11 protein-coding genes are annotated in these 15,260 nt (G+C 56.3%); 2 read left to right on the top strand and 9 right to left on the bottom strand.

The window, feature by feature from the left end; genetic code table 11:
• Positions 1 to 135: 135 nt before the first annotated feature.
• Positions 136 to 1,431, top strand: a complete 1,296-nt coding sequence (locus N911_RS0106580; RefSeq protein WP_237559856.1) for an IS5 family transposase — start codon at positions 136 to 138, stop codon at positions 1,429 to 1,431.
• An 80-nt stretch (positions 1,432 to 1,511) separates the two neighbouring features.
• Here N911_RS0106580 and N911_RS18250 read toward each other — a convergent pair whose 3' ends face one another.
• The 7 genes from N911_RS18250 to N911_RS0106545 all read right to left on the bottom strand — a co-directional run bounded on the left by N911_RS18250 (position 1,512) and on the right by N911_RS0106545 (position 12,010).
• Complete coding sequence (locus N911_RS18250) at positions 1,512 to 3,023, bottom strand: hypothetical protein (RefSeq protein WP_138774351.1); 1,512 nt, start codon at positions 3,021 to 3,023, stop codon at positions 1,512 to 1,514.
• Positions 2,977 to 4,227, bottom strand: a complete 1,251-nt coding sequence (locus tag N911_RS0106570; RefSeq protein ID WP_029893407.1) for an ISL3 family transposase — start codon at positions 4,225 to 4,227, stop codon at positions 2,977 to 2,979. The genes N911_RS18250 and N911_RS0106570 overlap by 47 nt, the downstream gene beginning before the upstream one ends.
• 40 nt (positions 4,228 to 4,267) lie before the next feature.
• Complete coding sequence (locus tag N911_RS0106565; protein ID WP_029895516.1) at positions 4,268 to 5,632, bottom strand: hypothetical protein; 1,365 nt, start codon at positions 5,630 to 5,632, stop codon at positions 4,268 to 4,270.
• Positions 5,629 to 7,125 carry a DUF2357 domain-containing protein gene (locus N911_RS0106560; protein WP_138774350.1) on the bottom strand — a complete coding sequence of 499 codons (1,497 nt, stop codon included), beginning with the start codon at positions 7,123 to 7,125 and terminating at the stop codon, positions 5,629 to 5,631. The genes N911_RS0106565 and N911_RS0106560 overlap by 4 nt, the downstream gene beginning before the upstream one ends.
• Positions 7,126 to 7,368: 243 nt before the next feature.
• The gene (locus tag N911_RS0106555) at positions 7,369 to 9,558 is read right to left on the bottom strand and encodes an AAA family ATPase (RefSeq protein ID WP_029895512.1); all 2,190 of its coding nucleotides are present in this window, start codon (positions 9,556 to 9,558) and stop codon (positions 7,369 to 7,371) included.
• Between the two features lie 15 nt (positions 9,559 to 9,573).
• A complete protein-coding gene (locus N911_RS0106550; RefSeq protein WP_029895510.1) occupies positions 9,574 to 11,118 on the bottom strand; it encodes a coiled-coil domain-containing protein in 1,545 nt (514 codons plus the stop codon).
• Positions 11,119 to 11,233: 115 nt separating this feature from the next.
• Positions 11,234 to 12,010, bottom strand: a complete 777-nt coding sequence (locus N911_RS0106545) for an IS3 family transposase (protein WP_051693985.1) — start codon at positions 12,008 to 12,010, stop codon at positions 11,234 to 11,236.
• Between the two features lie 85 nt (positions 12,011 to 12,095).
• On the opposite strand from N911_RS0106545, the gene N911_RS0106540 reads away from it, so the two are divergent.
• Positions 12,096 to 13,346, top strand: a complete 1,251-nt coding sequence (locus N911_RS0106540; RefSeq protein ID WP_029893407.1) for an ISL3 family transposase — start codon at positions 12,096 to 12,098, stop codon at positions 13,344 to 13,346.
• A 108-nt stretch (positions 13,347 to 13,454) separates the two neighbouring features.
• Here the strand turns inward: N911_RS0106540 and cmk are convergent, their stop codons facing one another.
• On the bottom strand, positions 13,455 to 14,114 hold the full coding sequence (gene cmk, locus N911_RS0106535; RefSeq protein ID WP_029895507.1) for a (d)CMP kinase: 660 nt from the start codon (positions 14,112 to 14,114) through the stop codon (positions 13,455 to 13,457).
• Positions 14,111 to 15,211, bottom strand: a complete 1,101-nt coding sequence (gene hisC / locus N911_RS0106530) for a histidinol-phosphate transaminase (protein ID WP_029895505.1) — start codon at positions 15,209 to 15,211, stop codon at positions 14,111 to 14,113. Before hisC ends, cmk begins: the two co-directional genes overlap by 4 nt.
• Positions 15,212 to 15,260 lie beyond the last annotated feature (49 nt).

The following is a 15,260-nucleotide window of genomic DNA, read 5'->3' as shown; positions in this document are numbered from 1 at the left end:
ACTAGTCGGCCCTGAAAAACATCTATGACACTGAAAAGAATTAACAAAGTGTAGCATTCAATGTATCATTCTCGACCAGGAACTGTAGTGATTCTGCAAGAAACCGGTCGCGCCGTCACCGGTTCGGGAGTGATGATGAAGGCCAAGCCAGCCAAAAGCGATCAGGGCAATTTCCTCTACGAGGACCTCATCGATCAGCTCAATCCCAAGGACCCGCTGCTCAAGCTTGCAGCGAACATCCCCTGGGAAAGGTTCGAGCAGGAGTTTTCTAGCCTCTATAGTGAGTATGGTCGTCCAGCAAAGCCCATCAGACTCATGGTCGGGCTCATGATCCTCAAGCAGCTTGAAAATCTGAGCGACGAGCGTGTCATTGAGGCTTGGGTCCGGAACCCCTACTATCAGGCCTTCTGCGGTGAGACGCATTTCCGGTGGAGGCTTCCTTGTGACCCCACGGACTTGGTTTATTTCCGCAAACGCATCGGCGAGGGTGGGGCGCGTTTGATCTTCGAGGTCTCGGTGGGTCTGCACGGCGACGACGCCATGGAGCGGGAGATCGCCGTGGACACCACGGTCCAGGAGAAGAACATCACCTTCCCCACTGACGTGAAGCTTCTGACCAAGGTCATCAAGCGATGCAGGGCCATCGCCGAGTTCGAAGGAATCAGCTTGCGCCGCAGTTTCCGCCGTGAATTGCCAGGCCTCCTGCGCCAGCGATTCAAGAGTCGCAAGATCATCAAACGCATTCGGACCATGGCTGGCGTCCTGATCCGCGAACTTGAGCGCAAACTGCCCAGGGATTCGTTGGCCAGGCACAGGGAAGCTATGCAGCTCTTCCGCCGGGTCCATGACCAGAAACGTACCGACAAGAACAAGATCTACAGCCTGCACGAACCGGACGTGCTTTGCATCGGCAAGGGCAAAGAGCACAAAAAGTACGAGTTCGGACGCAAGGCCTCCATCGCCTGGACCAAGACCACCGGTGTGATCGTAGGAGCCATGTCCTTCAAGGAGAACGTTTTCGACGGTCACACCCTGCCGGATGTTCTGGAGCAAGTTTCGCAAATCACGGAATCCTGCCCCGAGGCGGCCATCTGTGACCGGGGTTACAGGGGGCGCAAAAAAGTCGGTGACACGAGCATTCTGATTCCGGGCCGGCCGAAGAAAAGCGACACGCCCTACCAGAGACGAAAGGCCAGGCAACGTTTTCGCAGACGCGCTGGCATCGAGCCGGTGATCGGACATCTCAAACACGACTTCCGCATGGCCAAAAACTTCCTGAAAGGGGCCCTCGGTGATGCGATCAACCTGCTGATGGCCGCAGCCGCGTTCAACTTCAAGAAGTGGATGCGGGGACTGAAGCACTTTTTGTCTCTTTTCGCCCCTTGGCTCTGCTTCGGAACCTGGAGTCGGGGCAGACTAAAGTACGCCTGATTCAATCTGAAAGGCCTTTTTCAGGACCGACTAACTAGTCAACTATGTGCCACAAGTGATTTTCATAGTCTCAACTAACTCTATTCCCCGGCGAACTCCGCGAGATCGACAATTATTCCGCTTTGGCCTTTTGAGTAGATGAAATCTATAGTACCCTGAATGAGAGCGTCGATGCGGTCCGCCTTATTCAGCTGTCCTGGCTGTTCCCGAACGATGTCCTTTGCCCCATGCATGCACGCTTCGACTTTCTTGATCAGGCTGGCGTCCGTAGCATCCTTGGGATCAAGGAAATCTGCATCAGCTATGCGGTAACGCAATAATGCGAGAAATAGCAGAGCTCCTTGGAAGAACTTCTGTTTGATGTTTCTGTTTTCTACTTCGCCACAGATTAGCTCAGAAGCACGATAGGCAAAATGGTTGGCCATTGTTCTATCAAGACCGCGCCATCCTTCCTCTCGGTACGACAGAATCTTTATTAATGTTCGCGCTGAATGTATGGGAAAACAATTGCCCGTTCCATTGATTGACCTCTTGTATATCGCTGTGCAAAGGAGGCGAAAATGAATTCTCATGGTAAAGCACCTGCTTGCAGATTCAAGAAGATGATTCCACGTGGCGTCATATCTATGGTGTATATGTTTTCTTAAATAATCATAAATTCTTTGTGTTACCACTTCTGGAGTTTTTGCCCATAGCCAGGAAGATCGAACCAGATATTGCCGCGTGGTATCGTTGACAACATCTCCAACAACTATTGCGTTGTATTGGTTCGCGATTCTACTGGAAATCTTGGCTATCATCTCCGCCCCTTTAAAGGAGCGTGTCTCACCATTTTCATCAATTCTTTTGAAAAAAACGAATTGCCCTTTCCGAATATCCTGCACTGGACTGCTAATGGTCTTCTTCATGTCGTCTAAGTGAGATATGAACTTTTCCGTGGATACATCTGAGGGCAATTCAATAAACCTTTGAATTCGGGGATCATCAAAAGCCCCAGAGTCAGATGTCGTCTCAAAATGCAACGTCTCTGGCCAGCGCAGTTCCGGTTTCGGCATGTCGTCCTCGAGCACGGGTTCCATGCGGGAGTAGTCGAAGGCCACGGACCTCCCCATGAAGACCCCATCCCCCTGAGGAACAAACTCTACCCTTGCCAAACCGCTGGCAGGACGCATCTCCACCTTGACCGTCAAACGCACATCATTTTTAGGGACAGAAGGGAAGGGCACGCTACCGTGCCTATACGGAGACTTGGACGAATCCGGTTTCCAGTAATACCACTGGGCATATTCACGGGCATAAGTCTTGGCCCTGGGATTTGCATCCCAAGTGTGCTCGTTAAGCACCGCGTCTAAGCTCCCTAGCGTTTTGACGCGGTTTTCAATGGGGCTGAAGAATCCTGGATTGCCGTTTATTGTGGGCTTTTTAGGACACTGTTCTTCGCTATCCCTCGTTTCCTTCTTCAAGTATACCAGCATCTCACTTGTCTGTTTGGTGAGCTTGAAGCGATCGTCGATCGTGTTTTTATAAGTCGGTCCTTCCGGGATTTCAGTGGGTGGCTCCGGTTTTGCAGGCCGGATAGAGGTCCAATCCACCACAGAAGAAGTAGATCGCCGTCTTGAAGTGCTCTTTGTTCCTGTAGCCGCAAGCTCGGCGTTTGATTGCCATGATCTTGCTGTTCAGTCCCTCGGCCACGGCGTTGGTGATTCGATGCCGGCAAAAGGTCACCACGTTGTCCATGTGAGCTCTCAAGGTCTGGGCCACCTTCTTCATCGGCGTGATCCGGGATCGCGTGGCCCAACCGCACCATTTCTCCAGGAACCTCTTTGCCCAGCCAGGGCTCATGTAGCCCCACAGATCCTGCAGGCTTTCCTTCATGGCCCAGGCTTTGGCCGTCTTCAGGTTGGCCTGCTTGAGGTCATCGAACCGAGGTCTGTGCTTATCCGGCAGACGGCTTTCGCCGTAAAGCCACAGGTATCTGGTGCCCTTGAGGATTGACTCCCCTTCGGCCATCAGGGCCTTGTGTTCCTGACGCCGGACAGTGTCCACCGCTTTCCCCACGTGTTGCATGACGTGGAAACGGTCAAAGACGATTTTCCGGCTTGCCTCAGGGATCCACTTCATAGTGGCCGAAAAATACGGCTGCCACATGTCCATGCTCACGGCCCGCACTGCTTCCAGCTGCTCGCTACTCAGGCTTTGATAATACGCCTCGAGGCTCGCCGTTCGGCGATCTTCAGCAACATGCTCAACTGTGCCCCTCATCAGATCGCAGACGACGGTCATGTACTTGTGTCCCTTGCGGAAAGCCTTCTCGTCCACCCCGAGGTAGTGGATATTGCGCTGTTCCTTGCGGCTCAAGCCTCTTTTGACGGCTCGTTCCATGATCCCCCAGGTCTCGTCCCAGGAAATACGCAACAGCCTGCGTGCACCTTCGATGGTCGAACAGGCCGTAATCACGTCAATGGCCATGCGCTCCATGAGCAGGGTGAAACGAGAATGGGGAGCGGCCCAGGGGACCTGTGCTTGGCGTACGCCGTGATCAGGACAGTTAACTCGTGGAATACGTGCATGAAGAAATGTCTTGAACTGGCAGGTATCTAGATGTCTCCATGTCCGTTCTTCGGCATGATCCCGGCAAGCCAACTCTCGCCCGCACTCTGGGCAAGACCAAAGAGCGCCAGGCTCATGATCGATCCACACATCCACTCGCCCAGCCCCAGTCTGGAGCTTCACGTCATCCACATGCCAGGGGTGGTCAATGCCAAGAATCTGAGCATAGAAATCGATGTCCCTCATGAGCAATGTCTCCTCTAGAACAGAGGACTACCTCAGGCTGCTACCCACGACAATTCCGGAAGAACCTATAAGTCTTTCCTCCCGCACACTCGCTGGACTCCACTATGTCCACCCAGTCAAGGTTGCCCTTGACTTCTGTCAGTAGAGCCAAGCTAGGCAGGGTGTCCAGGTATGTGGGGAGACCTGCAGCCAGTCGTTCACCAAAAAGCCTGGCTCCTGCAGCCACGGGATCTTTGCAGGCGCAGGCCAGCCAGAGAGTGTCGGAAGAGGGGACCGTGTCAGGTCCCACACCCAATAATTCCGGATTCAGCCAGGATGGCGTCTGCTCAGGTGCCATCGGACCGCACAACACCGCGCCTCGCAAACGTCCCGCATGCGCGGCATAGGCCGCCTTGAGCTCTGCTTCAAGGTGCGCTCCCCAGTTTTCCCCGCTGTTCTGACGATTTGCCGGCGGTAGTTTGCAGGATCCCTTGAGTAATTCGCGCAGGATTTCAGATTGTTCCAGGCGGCAGCTAAGCGTCTTCTCCAGCAGGTTAGAGTCTGGGTTCCAGAGCCGCCAGCCTCGATGCGCGGACCAGGGGCGCGGTAGGTTCCCGTTATCCCATGGCGCCCCCGCAATGGCGGCCCACAATTCTGGGAAGATGGTGAAGGCCTGCCAGAAAGCACCATGGTCCTCCCGGCACAATTGATCGGCCTCGGCAGAGAGGACGCAGGCCCACTCCCATCCCGGCGGTAGAGGGGCGCGGACAGGGCGATTGCGTACCGGTAGCACAAACCGCTGCCCGTCTTGCGTTTCCTCACGCAGTTCAAAAGTGGTGAACTCCATGCCGTCTGGTCCGAGGTAAATCACGAGCATGAAGTCACCTTGGCGCAAATCTCTCGGCTTGGCCGCATCCAGCCAAGCCATGGCCGCAGCAACGGGTCGCCAGAGAAGGCATACTTGGTCCTGGTTATTGTCGAATGCCTTGAGCAGCGACTCCTGCCCATACTCATCCAAATGGTCGGGAATGGCCACCACGGCTCGTTCTTGGTTGCCGTAGGTGAACTCGTTTTCGTCCAGCAGTCCTTTGATATGGGCCGCCAAAATGCTTGCCAGGGGGATGGAGACACCATTGCCGCCTTCCCAACTCACCGACCGGTCCCCGGCGTCCACAAGCAGAGACCAGGCCACCGGGATAGGTACGCGGCGCAGAGGCTTGCCAGGAGACACCCTTGCTTCCGGCGGCCATTGCAACCCCGAGTGGATTCGCTCCGCTTCAGCCTCTTCGCCGGTGCGAATCTGCCCCATGGCTCTTTGAGGCAGCACGGCGTCCGCAAGATATAAACCGTTGGTTTTACATTTACCGTCAGTGACCGTAGCGCAGTCCCTGAGTCCGAAAGCGCTGACACCGTGGATTCGGCTCATACCACTGCCTCCAGCACTTTTTCGAGGACCAGGGCAATGTGTCCGACAACTTCGTTCCAGGCCTTCTGGTTGGTGGGAATCTGGATCAGATGGACAGTGCCCTGTGATGAGGGGTGAAAGTCGGGAGTATCGGTCTCTAGGTCACTTGCAAGGACAAAGGCGCGCATCTTGGGCATCGTGGAAGCTCTTTCGCCTAGCAGAACTTTGTGGCGCTCAAGAGCGTTAGCGGCGGACTCCGAGATTTCATTCCATTCAGGGCGCTTCGATGGGCCCCCCCCGGCAGTATGCACTGCCCAGAGCACCTGCACGGTTGACTGCGAGCCGTCCAGGGGAGTGAAAACAAGATAAAGATGCCCGCCCATGCGGCCAAGATTCTTTGTTAATTCATGCTCATGGGCTAATGTGGGGTGCACTATCTCCAGAATTACACCCGGCCCCTGTCTGTCACCATCACCACTATCAGGTTGGATTAGAAACGGTCCGGGCTCAGAGCCTCTTTCGAGACGTGTGCCCAGACGCTGTTCCTTCAGGATGGCTAATACCGATTCCAAGATCTCCGTCAGCCGAAAACGAGAATTCCCGACGTTTTCCTCTAGAGATATCAGCGCAGCGCTGACAAGCATGCGTGCGATGTCTGCCCATGTGCGGGCCTGCCAGTCCCAAAGCCGGTCTTCCTCGTCCTCGCGGCGCAACAATTTGAGATAAAGCTTCCAGATGCGCTTGTAGCGGGAGTCATTTTGTAAAACGTAGTTAGGACGAATGGCGGCGGGAGGGGGAGAGATACGCTCCATCTGCGGCAAGTGTCTGAGTTCGGCACAGATGTGGCCGAATGAGTTGACATTTCGTCCCCGCTCGGAGCCGGTACGCTGTTCTTTCGTGCAGTCGAAGTTGAGATAGCGCCTGCATTCCGAGGTGCACCGCTTTAAAAAATCCTTGAGGACCATATTTTCCAGTGTGTCCAGAGATTCCCGACGGGTAACGGCCAGAAGGCGATGGCGGTTAGCTGCCGCCTTCTGGGCCGAGGTGGTTCCGGGCTGGCGAACGTACCAGCGCAGGCATGCCGTATCAGTTTCTGCTACACGCGGGGCCGGAACCATTTTTCTCTCTCGCACAAGGATGCGCCTTGCGGCATGCACCACCTGAGGCAATTGCCTGCGCATACTCTCAGCTATGTGAACAATGAGCGCCATACGTGGCTCTTTGTCCTGCGCTGCGATTCTATTCAGATAGAACAGAATATTGGACCAGCGAAGCTTGCCATTGCGCTTGGAGTCCAAGGACTCTCGGATGCACTCGTCAAAGTAATTGGACCAAGCTAGGACGGTGCGGTAAAGGGGACTTTCGTCCAGTTTTTCCTCTCCCTCGCACAGACTCGAAACTGCCCCATCCATGCGTAAGAGGATTTGCTCGGCTTGGTTGCCATCCGGCATCACTGTCAGGGTAGGCGCAGTCTGATCCTGTAGATTCTTCGGTGAATCGTCTTTTTCCGCCATCACCCCATGGGGCGTCTGATACAGTCTACAAGGACCGGTGGTCGAATCATACTCCGGCCCGAATGGCAGAAACTTCTCGTACCGTCTCGCAAGGATCACCTCAGCGCCTCGAGTTACGGAGAGCACTGGGCTACCATAAAACCGGGCCGTCGCTTGGCCGTTGACGAGGTTGACCGTCTCGTCCGGATTGCCCACGGACCAGGGCCACAAGTGCAACTGGACTGCGACAGTGCCAATCACGACCTACCCCTGGTCCAACGTCCGTGTCACCCCATGCCAGGTGAACATGCCCATGCTATTGCTTTCATTTTTTGCAGCCATAAAAGCGTCTGAAAGGGGCTTGTCGCCAAGTTCCTCTATTACATTGCCGATCTCGTTGATGCATTGGGGGGTATTTGAGTTGCTGTCATGCATGTCCAGCCCCCGCAGTTTGGGTATGATCTTTTGTTCTACCTGGTCGGCAAAGGCCAGCTTGAATCGGTCTTCAGCATCCACCCTGGGATAGTTAGCGACATACAGTCGGATTGCATCTTCCACCCGAAAACCAAACGGACGGCCGATCAGATTCAGACCGTTATTAATCTTGCTGATCCAGCTATTGATTTGTTCCTGCCATGGATCATGCTGATTTGGTTTGCGGAGCCACTTTTCCCAGTTTTCAATGTCGAGAACCTGACGCTTTTGCTGGTCCTGCTTATTCCTTTGTCCAATCTGCCGCTCATCAGGCTTTCCGAACCTCAGGACATTGGACCTATCGAGGACCTTGTCAGAAAGTGTCTGGGTGGTCTCGTCCTCATTCATGGTGCCCACGAAAAGGACGTTCTTCGGTACCCAAATGCGGTAGCTCTTCTTCAAGCCGGGACCTGTGTCTAGTTCCACCTCGGCCTTTTCCCGCTGCGCCGGGTTTTCCGGGTTTTCCACCAACCGACGCAATTCTAGCTTAGAGAGAAATTCGCTGAAGTAATATTCGGTGCGTGCTAGGTTCATTTCGTCCAGAAGCACCATGAGCATGCGTTTTCTGGGCCAGATATAACCGTCTTGCTCTTGTCCCTCAGGGTAGTTGTAGGAATCCATGCGCACCAGGGCTCTGGAGAGTTCAGTGGCTTTGTACTCTTTCTCCAAGTAGTTGTAGAAACCAAAAAGATCCTGAGGCGAATCCCAGCGGGGCTGCACTGGCAAGACCAGAGAATGGAGGCCCATGAGCTCAGCGTACTTCATGGGCAAAAGGGTCTTCCCCGTACCCGAGACACCGGCCAGTACCGTCAAAGGGTTGATGCTTTGGCACTTGAGGGAGGTGTGGAAAGCATCAATGAGGCGGGGTGGGAAGTGAAGATTGCGTTGTCGCAGGTCGTCCTTGAACTGCTCAAGAGCGGGGTATTCGTCCACATTACGGGGCTCCGACTTGAATTCATCCGGAATGAGGCAGTCGGCATTGCGTTTAAGGAGGTCGGCGTAACGCTTTTCGGCTTTAGGACTGCCATTCTCGGTTTCCTTCCTGGAAAGCGCATCTATACGCTCTTCCAGAACTGCTTTTCGGGCCTCCAGCGAATGGACTGTCTCCTCGGTTTCCTCTCGCTTGCTAGCGGCTTTCTTAAGTTGTTCCCGGGCTTCATCCGCAGCCTGCTTGTTCTCCTCAGCGGCTTGCGTCTCACGGGCCACGGCTTCCTTCAAGTCTTCTAGATTGTCCTCCTGCTCCTTCGTTTTCTTCTCAAGCGTCCTTACATCCCTTTCAAGTGCGCTTTGCTCGGAACGGAGCGAATCCACTAGAACAGCTAGTTGGGCCTTTTCTCTTCTTCCCTCTTTCAGCTCCTCCAGTTCCTGTTCTACGTTCTGGAGTTCTCTGGATTCCTCATGCAATTTGCCTATGCGCTCTTCAAGCGCTGTTTTCTCCTGGTTTAATGCCTGCAAGCGAAGTTCTGCTTCCGGCACTTGCGATAGGATTTCTCGAGTTTCTTCCAGCCGTTTTTCCATCTCCCCGATTTCTTTCTTCAAGGCTTCTGCTTCGGCTCTATTGTTTTCAATGGAGCCAATGTCTCTCTTGAGCTGCTCCAAAGTCTGAGAAGCCATGAGCTTCTGACTCTCCAACTCGCCCACTTCCTTGCGCAGAGTCTCATTTTCCTGATCCTTAGCTAGACAGCGTTGTTCCAGATCGGTCAGTTCGGCTCTAATTCGCTCTTGCTCCTCTCTTTCGGAGGTCAGACGTAAGAGCTCATCCTTTTGTCGGTTCATCCACTCCCTTAGTTCCTGTGCGTCTGCTTCGTATTGCTGCTTACGGGCGGCTAGGTCGGCGGCCTCGCTCCCGTCCTGCAGGAAAGCCTGCTGCCTTCTCCGCCAGTAGATGTGCATGAAGAAGAACAGCAAAAGCACTGTCACAGTCAGGGCTGCAGCCAGTAGCCAGAGAGTTGCTGGAAGAAAGGTGGGAGCGGTTTGCATGGTGCTGTCTCCAAGCTATCGAGATTGTCTGTTGGCGTCTGAGTTAGTCCGCGGGTTCAGGGAAAAAGTGTCCTGGAATTCGATGTCTAGTGCGCTTGGCTGTGCCGATGGGGTCGATGACAAGGCCTTCCGGCTTTCCAGACTGGAAGTCAGGGAGTTCAGTCGTTGCTGGAGGGCGGCCAAGTCATTGAGCAGGACGTCTAGGCGGTTCGCCTTGTCGTCCATAGACTCTTTGAATCTTTCAGAGGCCTCAGTTGCGGATTCTATGGTCGGGGATTTGTCTGCCAGGGTTTGGACATCTCGAATCATCTGCTCCAACCTCTGGCCCAGACTGGTTACCTGAGAGGCAAGGTCCTGGTTGAACTTTCTCAGGGCTTGGTATTCCTCATTGAGATTCCTGGTCGTGTCCTCCAGGCTGGAGACCCCGGACGCGGCTTGATCCGCCAGGTTTGGAAGCCTTTCGGTCTGTTTGTTCAGGGTGGCGACGCTGCCGTCCAGATTTGAACCCGCATTCTGCAGGCGTGTTTTCTCCTGCTCCAAGCCCGCAACGGCGTTGCGGGCCTTGGAAACCTCAGAACTCAGACTATCGAGAGACTGAGAAGCCTTTTTTTGGACATCCTCCAAAGTCCCCTTTACTGAATCGACGGATGAGGAGAGCTTTCTGGAAGCACCCTCAAGAGACTTCGCTTGGCCTTCCACTTGCTCCACGGATGACTTGAGGGTATTCGCTTCCCGCTCAAGGACGGATCCCTGCCGTTCCATATTTCCGGCGACTTCGGCTATTTTTCGTGTTTGTTCGTTGGCACTGGCCGCCGAATCCATGAGTCTTTCGGCCCCACCTTTCAGGCTATCCACAGTCCGGCCCGCGTCTTGTCCGGCTCTCTGCAACTTATCGAGAATTTCACGAAAACTATCGGACAGACCTTCATACGCCTCTTTATCCTGCTGGAGTTGTTGCAAGGCCAGGGTCTTGCCGTCGATGAGGCTTTCCATTTCGGCGACCTTGGTCTGCAACTCATCCCTTTTCTTTTTTAATCCCGAAATGTTACGCTCAAGTTTCACCTGTTGCTTTTCATGTTTGGCCACCCGCTCACTTAGCGCCTCTTCTTTGCTGGACAGACTCGCTACGGTCGTTTCCAATTCTTCGGACTTGCCCTTCAGCTTCTTGTAATCGCTTTGGGCTGTTTTCCTTCGTTCTACAGCTACCTGCATCTCTTCCTTGGCAGTTTGACGCTGTTTCCGAGCCGTCTCCAACTCCTCTGAAGCCGTCTTCAATCGTATTTCCAGGGTCTCCTTCTCAGACTCGAGGGCCTTGACCTCTCGCGACAGGGAAGCCTTGCGGTCTACCAGCTCGGGAAGCTCCTTGCGGATAGCGGCATGCCGGGCAATGTCTTTCTCCAGAATCTCACGGTCTTTGCGCAGGGCTTCCTTGGCCACGGCCAGTTCGCGTTGCTCTTCGGCCATTGCTGCGCGCAACTCCGAGCGTTCTTCCTCCAGCCCCATGATCTTCCAGCCCATGCCAAGAAGAAGCAGCGAAACGAAGCAAATCAGCCCGACCATGAGCCAAACGGGCGGAAACGCCTTATCAAGAGAAGCAGCTTTTGGGGGCGAAGGAGCTTTTCCCGGCTCGGCTAGGGGGTCAGTGGTAGGGGGTGTATCGTGTACTGCCCCCGGTTTAGCAAGCCTTTTTTAAGAGAGTCCGCGAGTTGATCAGTTCCTGCTCGGTTGTCACCGGGGTTTTATACCCCAGCGCCGAGTGCAGGTAGCCTTGGTTGTATTCTTCGATCCAGGAGCCCAAGGCTTGGCAAAAGGCCGTCGGGCTACGCCATTCATTAATCCAGACCAGCTCTTCCTTCATGGTGCGCATGAAGCGCTCGGTGTCGGCATTGCCTTTTGGGTTGTTGTAGCTGGTGAAGGCGAGTTTGATGTCCATGACGCGGCAAGCCTTCATGAAGCTCGCCGAGGTCGGCTGGCAGCCGTTGTCGGCCATGAGATGAAGACCGCCGTTGCGCACGCCTTCGGGGAACTGCCTGCCGACAGCCGCGTTGAGCGCCGAGAGCCAATGCCACGCCTTGGCCTGGTCGCCGGCGTAATGGCCGACGACCTTCTTGGTGCGCCAATCAAGCACAATGACCACGTACAGCCAGCCGTAGCCGTCAATCTTGATTTTGGTCATGTCGATACCCCACCACTCGTTGGGTCGCGTGGGCCGGGGCTTGACGCCGGTCGGCCTGCGTTTGGCCTTGAGTCGCAGGTTGGGCTTCACCGTGAGGTCATGCTCGCTCATGAGCCGGTAGACGCGATTTTTGCCGACGACTACGCCGTCCACGAAGCGCAGAAACGCCCAGACCCGACGGTATCCCCAGAACGGATGGTCGGCCTTGATGCCGCGAATGCGGGCCAGGAGGTCGGCGTTGCGCTCGGCGACCTTTGCATATGGTCCACGCTTCATCCGAACGGCCCGCTTTTTTGGTTCTTCCGGAATTGTCGTGGGTAGCAGCCTGAGGTAGTCCTCTGTTCTAGAGGAGACATTGCTCATGAGGGACATCGATTTCTATGCTCAGATTCTTGGCATTGACCACCCCTGGCATGTGGATGACGTGAAGCTCCAGACTGGGGCTGGGCGAGTGGATGTGTGGATCGATCATGAGCCTGGCGCTCTTTGGTCTTGCCCAGAGTGCGGGCGAGAGTTGGCTTGCCGGGATCATGCCGAAGAACGGACATGGAGACATCTAGATACCTGCCAGTTCAAGACATTTCTTCATGCACGTATTCCACGAGTTAACTGTCCTGATCACGGCGTACGCCAAGCACAGGTCCCCTGGGCCGCTCCCCATTCTCGTTTCACCCTGCTCATGGAGCGCATGGCCATTGACGTGATTACGGCCTGTTCGACCATCGAAGGTGCACGCAGGCTGTTGCGTATTTCCTGGGACGAGACCTGGGGGATCATGGAACGAGCCGTCAAAAGAGGCTTGAGCCGCAAGGAACAGCGCAATATCCACTACCTCGGGGTGGACGAGAAGGCTTTCCGCAAGGGACACAAGTACATGACCGTCGTCTGCGATCTGATGAGGGGCACAGTTGAGCATGTTGCTGAAGATCGCCGAACGGCGAGCCTCGAGGCGTATTATCAAAGCCTGAGTAGCGAGCAGCTGGAAGCAGTGCGGGCCGTGAGCATGGACATGTGGCAGCCGTATTTTTCGGCCACTATGAAGTGGATCCCTGAGGCAAGCCGGAAAATCGTCTTTGACCGTTTCCACGTCATGCAACACGTGGGGAAAGCGGTGGACACTGTCCGGCGTCAGGAACACAAGGCCCTGATGGCCGAAGGGGAGTCAATCCTCAAGGGCACCAGATACCTGTGGCTTTACGGCGAAAGCCGTCTGCCGGATAAGCACAGACCTCGGTTCGATGACCTCAAGCAGGCCAACCTGAAGACGGCCAAAGCCTGGGCCATGAAGGAAAGCCTGCAGGATCTGTGGGGCTACATGAGCCCTGGCTGGGCAAAGAGGTTCCTGGAGAAATGGTGCGGTTGGGCCACGCGATCCCGGATCACGCCGATGAAGAAGGTGGCCCAGACCTTGAGAGCTCACATGGACAACGTGGTGACCTTTTGCCGGCATCGAATCACCAACGCCGTGGCCGAGGGACTGAACAGCAAGATCATGGCAATCAAACGCCGAGCTTGCGGCTACAGGAACAAAGAGCACTTCAAGACGGCGATCTACTTCTTCTGTGGTGGATTGGACCTCTATCCGGCCTGCAAAACCGGAGCCACCCACTGAAATCCCGGAAGGACCTTGAATTAAGACATCTTTCAAAAATCTGGTTCAATTCTTGGTTTGCGAAATCAGGCATGTGTATCCCCTTCGATTAATCTCGGAATGGCAAACCTACTTCAGATGCTTGAGCATGGCTTGGAAGACGCCGTCGGGATCGAGGTGGGTTGTGTCGATGGTGATGGCGTCTTCGGCGGCGACCAGGGGGGCGATGGGGCGGTTGCGGTCCTGGGCGTCGCGGATTTTGATTTGCAGGAGGATGTCGTCGTGGTCGGCCTTCTCCCCTTGTTCCTTGAGTTGGCGGTAGCGGCGGCGGGCGCGTTCCTCGGGGGTGGCGTCCAGGAAGAACTTGCGCTGGGCCTTGGGGAAGACCACGGTGCCCATGTCGCGTCCTTCGGCCACCAGGGAAGTGTCCTGGCCGATGGCGTGCTGGGCCTGCTTGAGGAAGGTGCGGACCACGGGGAGGGTGCCCACGTTGGAGGCCCAGAGGCCGACTTTTTCCGTGCGGATGCGTTCGTCCAGGGGGGTGCCGTTGAGCAGGAGAAGGGAGTCGCGCCCGGAGCCGGTGAGCTCGAAGGACATGGAGTCCATGGCTACCTGGAGTTCCTCCACGGGCTTGTTCCAGGAGCCTTCGCCCAGGCTCCAGGCCACGCCCCGGAACATGGCCCCGGTGTCCAGGTAGGCTACTTCCAACCTGTCCGCCAGCCGTTTGGCCAGGGTGGTCTTGCCCACGCCCGCTGGGCCGTCGATGGTCACGATGAAGGCTTCGCTCATGCCAGCACTCCTTTGAGGGCCTGGAGGAAGGTGGTGTTTTCATCTTCGCGGCCGATGGACACGCGCAAGGAGTCGTCCAGGCCGTAGGAGGCCAGGGGCCGGATGATGACGCCCCGGGCCAGAAGGTCCTCGAAAACGCGCTTGGCGGATTTGGGCGGGGCGAAGAGCAGGAAGTTGGCTTGGGAGGGCTGGACGCGGCATCCCAGCGCGGTGAGCTCGCGGGTCAGCCGCTCACGTTCGGTGCGGGTGACGCGCAGGGTCTCGCCCAGATGCACGGTGTCCTCCAGGGCGGCCAGCCCGCCGAACAGGGCGGCTTGGTTCACCGAGAAGGGGATCTGGCAGGCCAGAAGCTTTTCCGCCAGTGCCGGGGGCAGCACGCCGTAGCCCAGCCGCAGCCCGGCCAGCCCGTAGGCCTTGGAGAAGGTGCGGGTGACGGCCACGTTGGGAAATTCGTCCAACCGGTTGATCAGGCTGAAGGCGTCCAGTTCGTCGCAGAAGTCCACGTAGGCCTCGTCGACGACCAGCAGCGCGCGCGGCGGCAGGCGGCGGGCGAAGGCGGCCAGCTCCCCGGCCGTGGCGGCGTAGCCGGAGGGGTTGTCCGGGCTGGTGACGAAGACCAGGGCGGTGTTGTCGTCGCAGGCCTCGGCCAGGCCGTCCCAGTCGAAGGAGAAGTCGTCCTTGATGGGCACCTGGCGGAACTCCGCACCGGCCAGCAGGGTCTGGGAGCGGTACATGGAGAAGCAGGGCTTGCAGGCCACCACGTTGTCCAGCCCAGGGCGCGGCTTGACCCGGCAGAGCAGGTCGATGATCTCGTCCGAGCCGTTGCCGCAGACAACCCGCGCCGCGTCCACGCCCAGGTGGCCGGCGATGGCCGCGTTGAGCTCCGGGTTGCCGTGGCGGGTGTAGCGGAAGGCGAACTCGGCGGACTCGGCCACGGCCTTCTTGACCACGGGAGAGGTGCCCAGGGGGTTCTCGTTGCTGGCCAGCTTGACCACGTTGGTCAGGCCGTAGCGGTTCTTGATTTCGTCGATGGAGAGGCCGGCCACGTACGGGGTGAAGGCCGCGGCCTCCTCGCGGATATCCAGAAGCGGGTCCATATGATCGGGGTCTCCTTGGCTGAAACGCGCATTTCAGCCCGAAAAAACG

The organism is Desulfohalovibrio reitneri (assembly GCF_000711295.1).
In the GTDB taxonomy this organism is placed as follows: domain Bacteria; phylum Desulfobacterota; class Desulfovibrionia; order Desulfovibrionales; family Desulfovibrionaceae; genus Desulfohalovibrio; species Desulfohalovibrio reitneri.
This window is presented reverse-complemented; position numbering and strand designations above follow the sequence as displayed.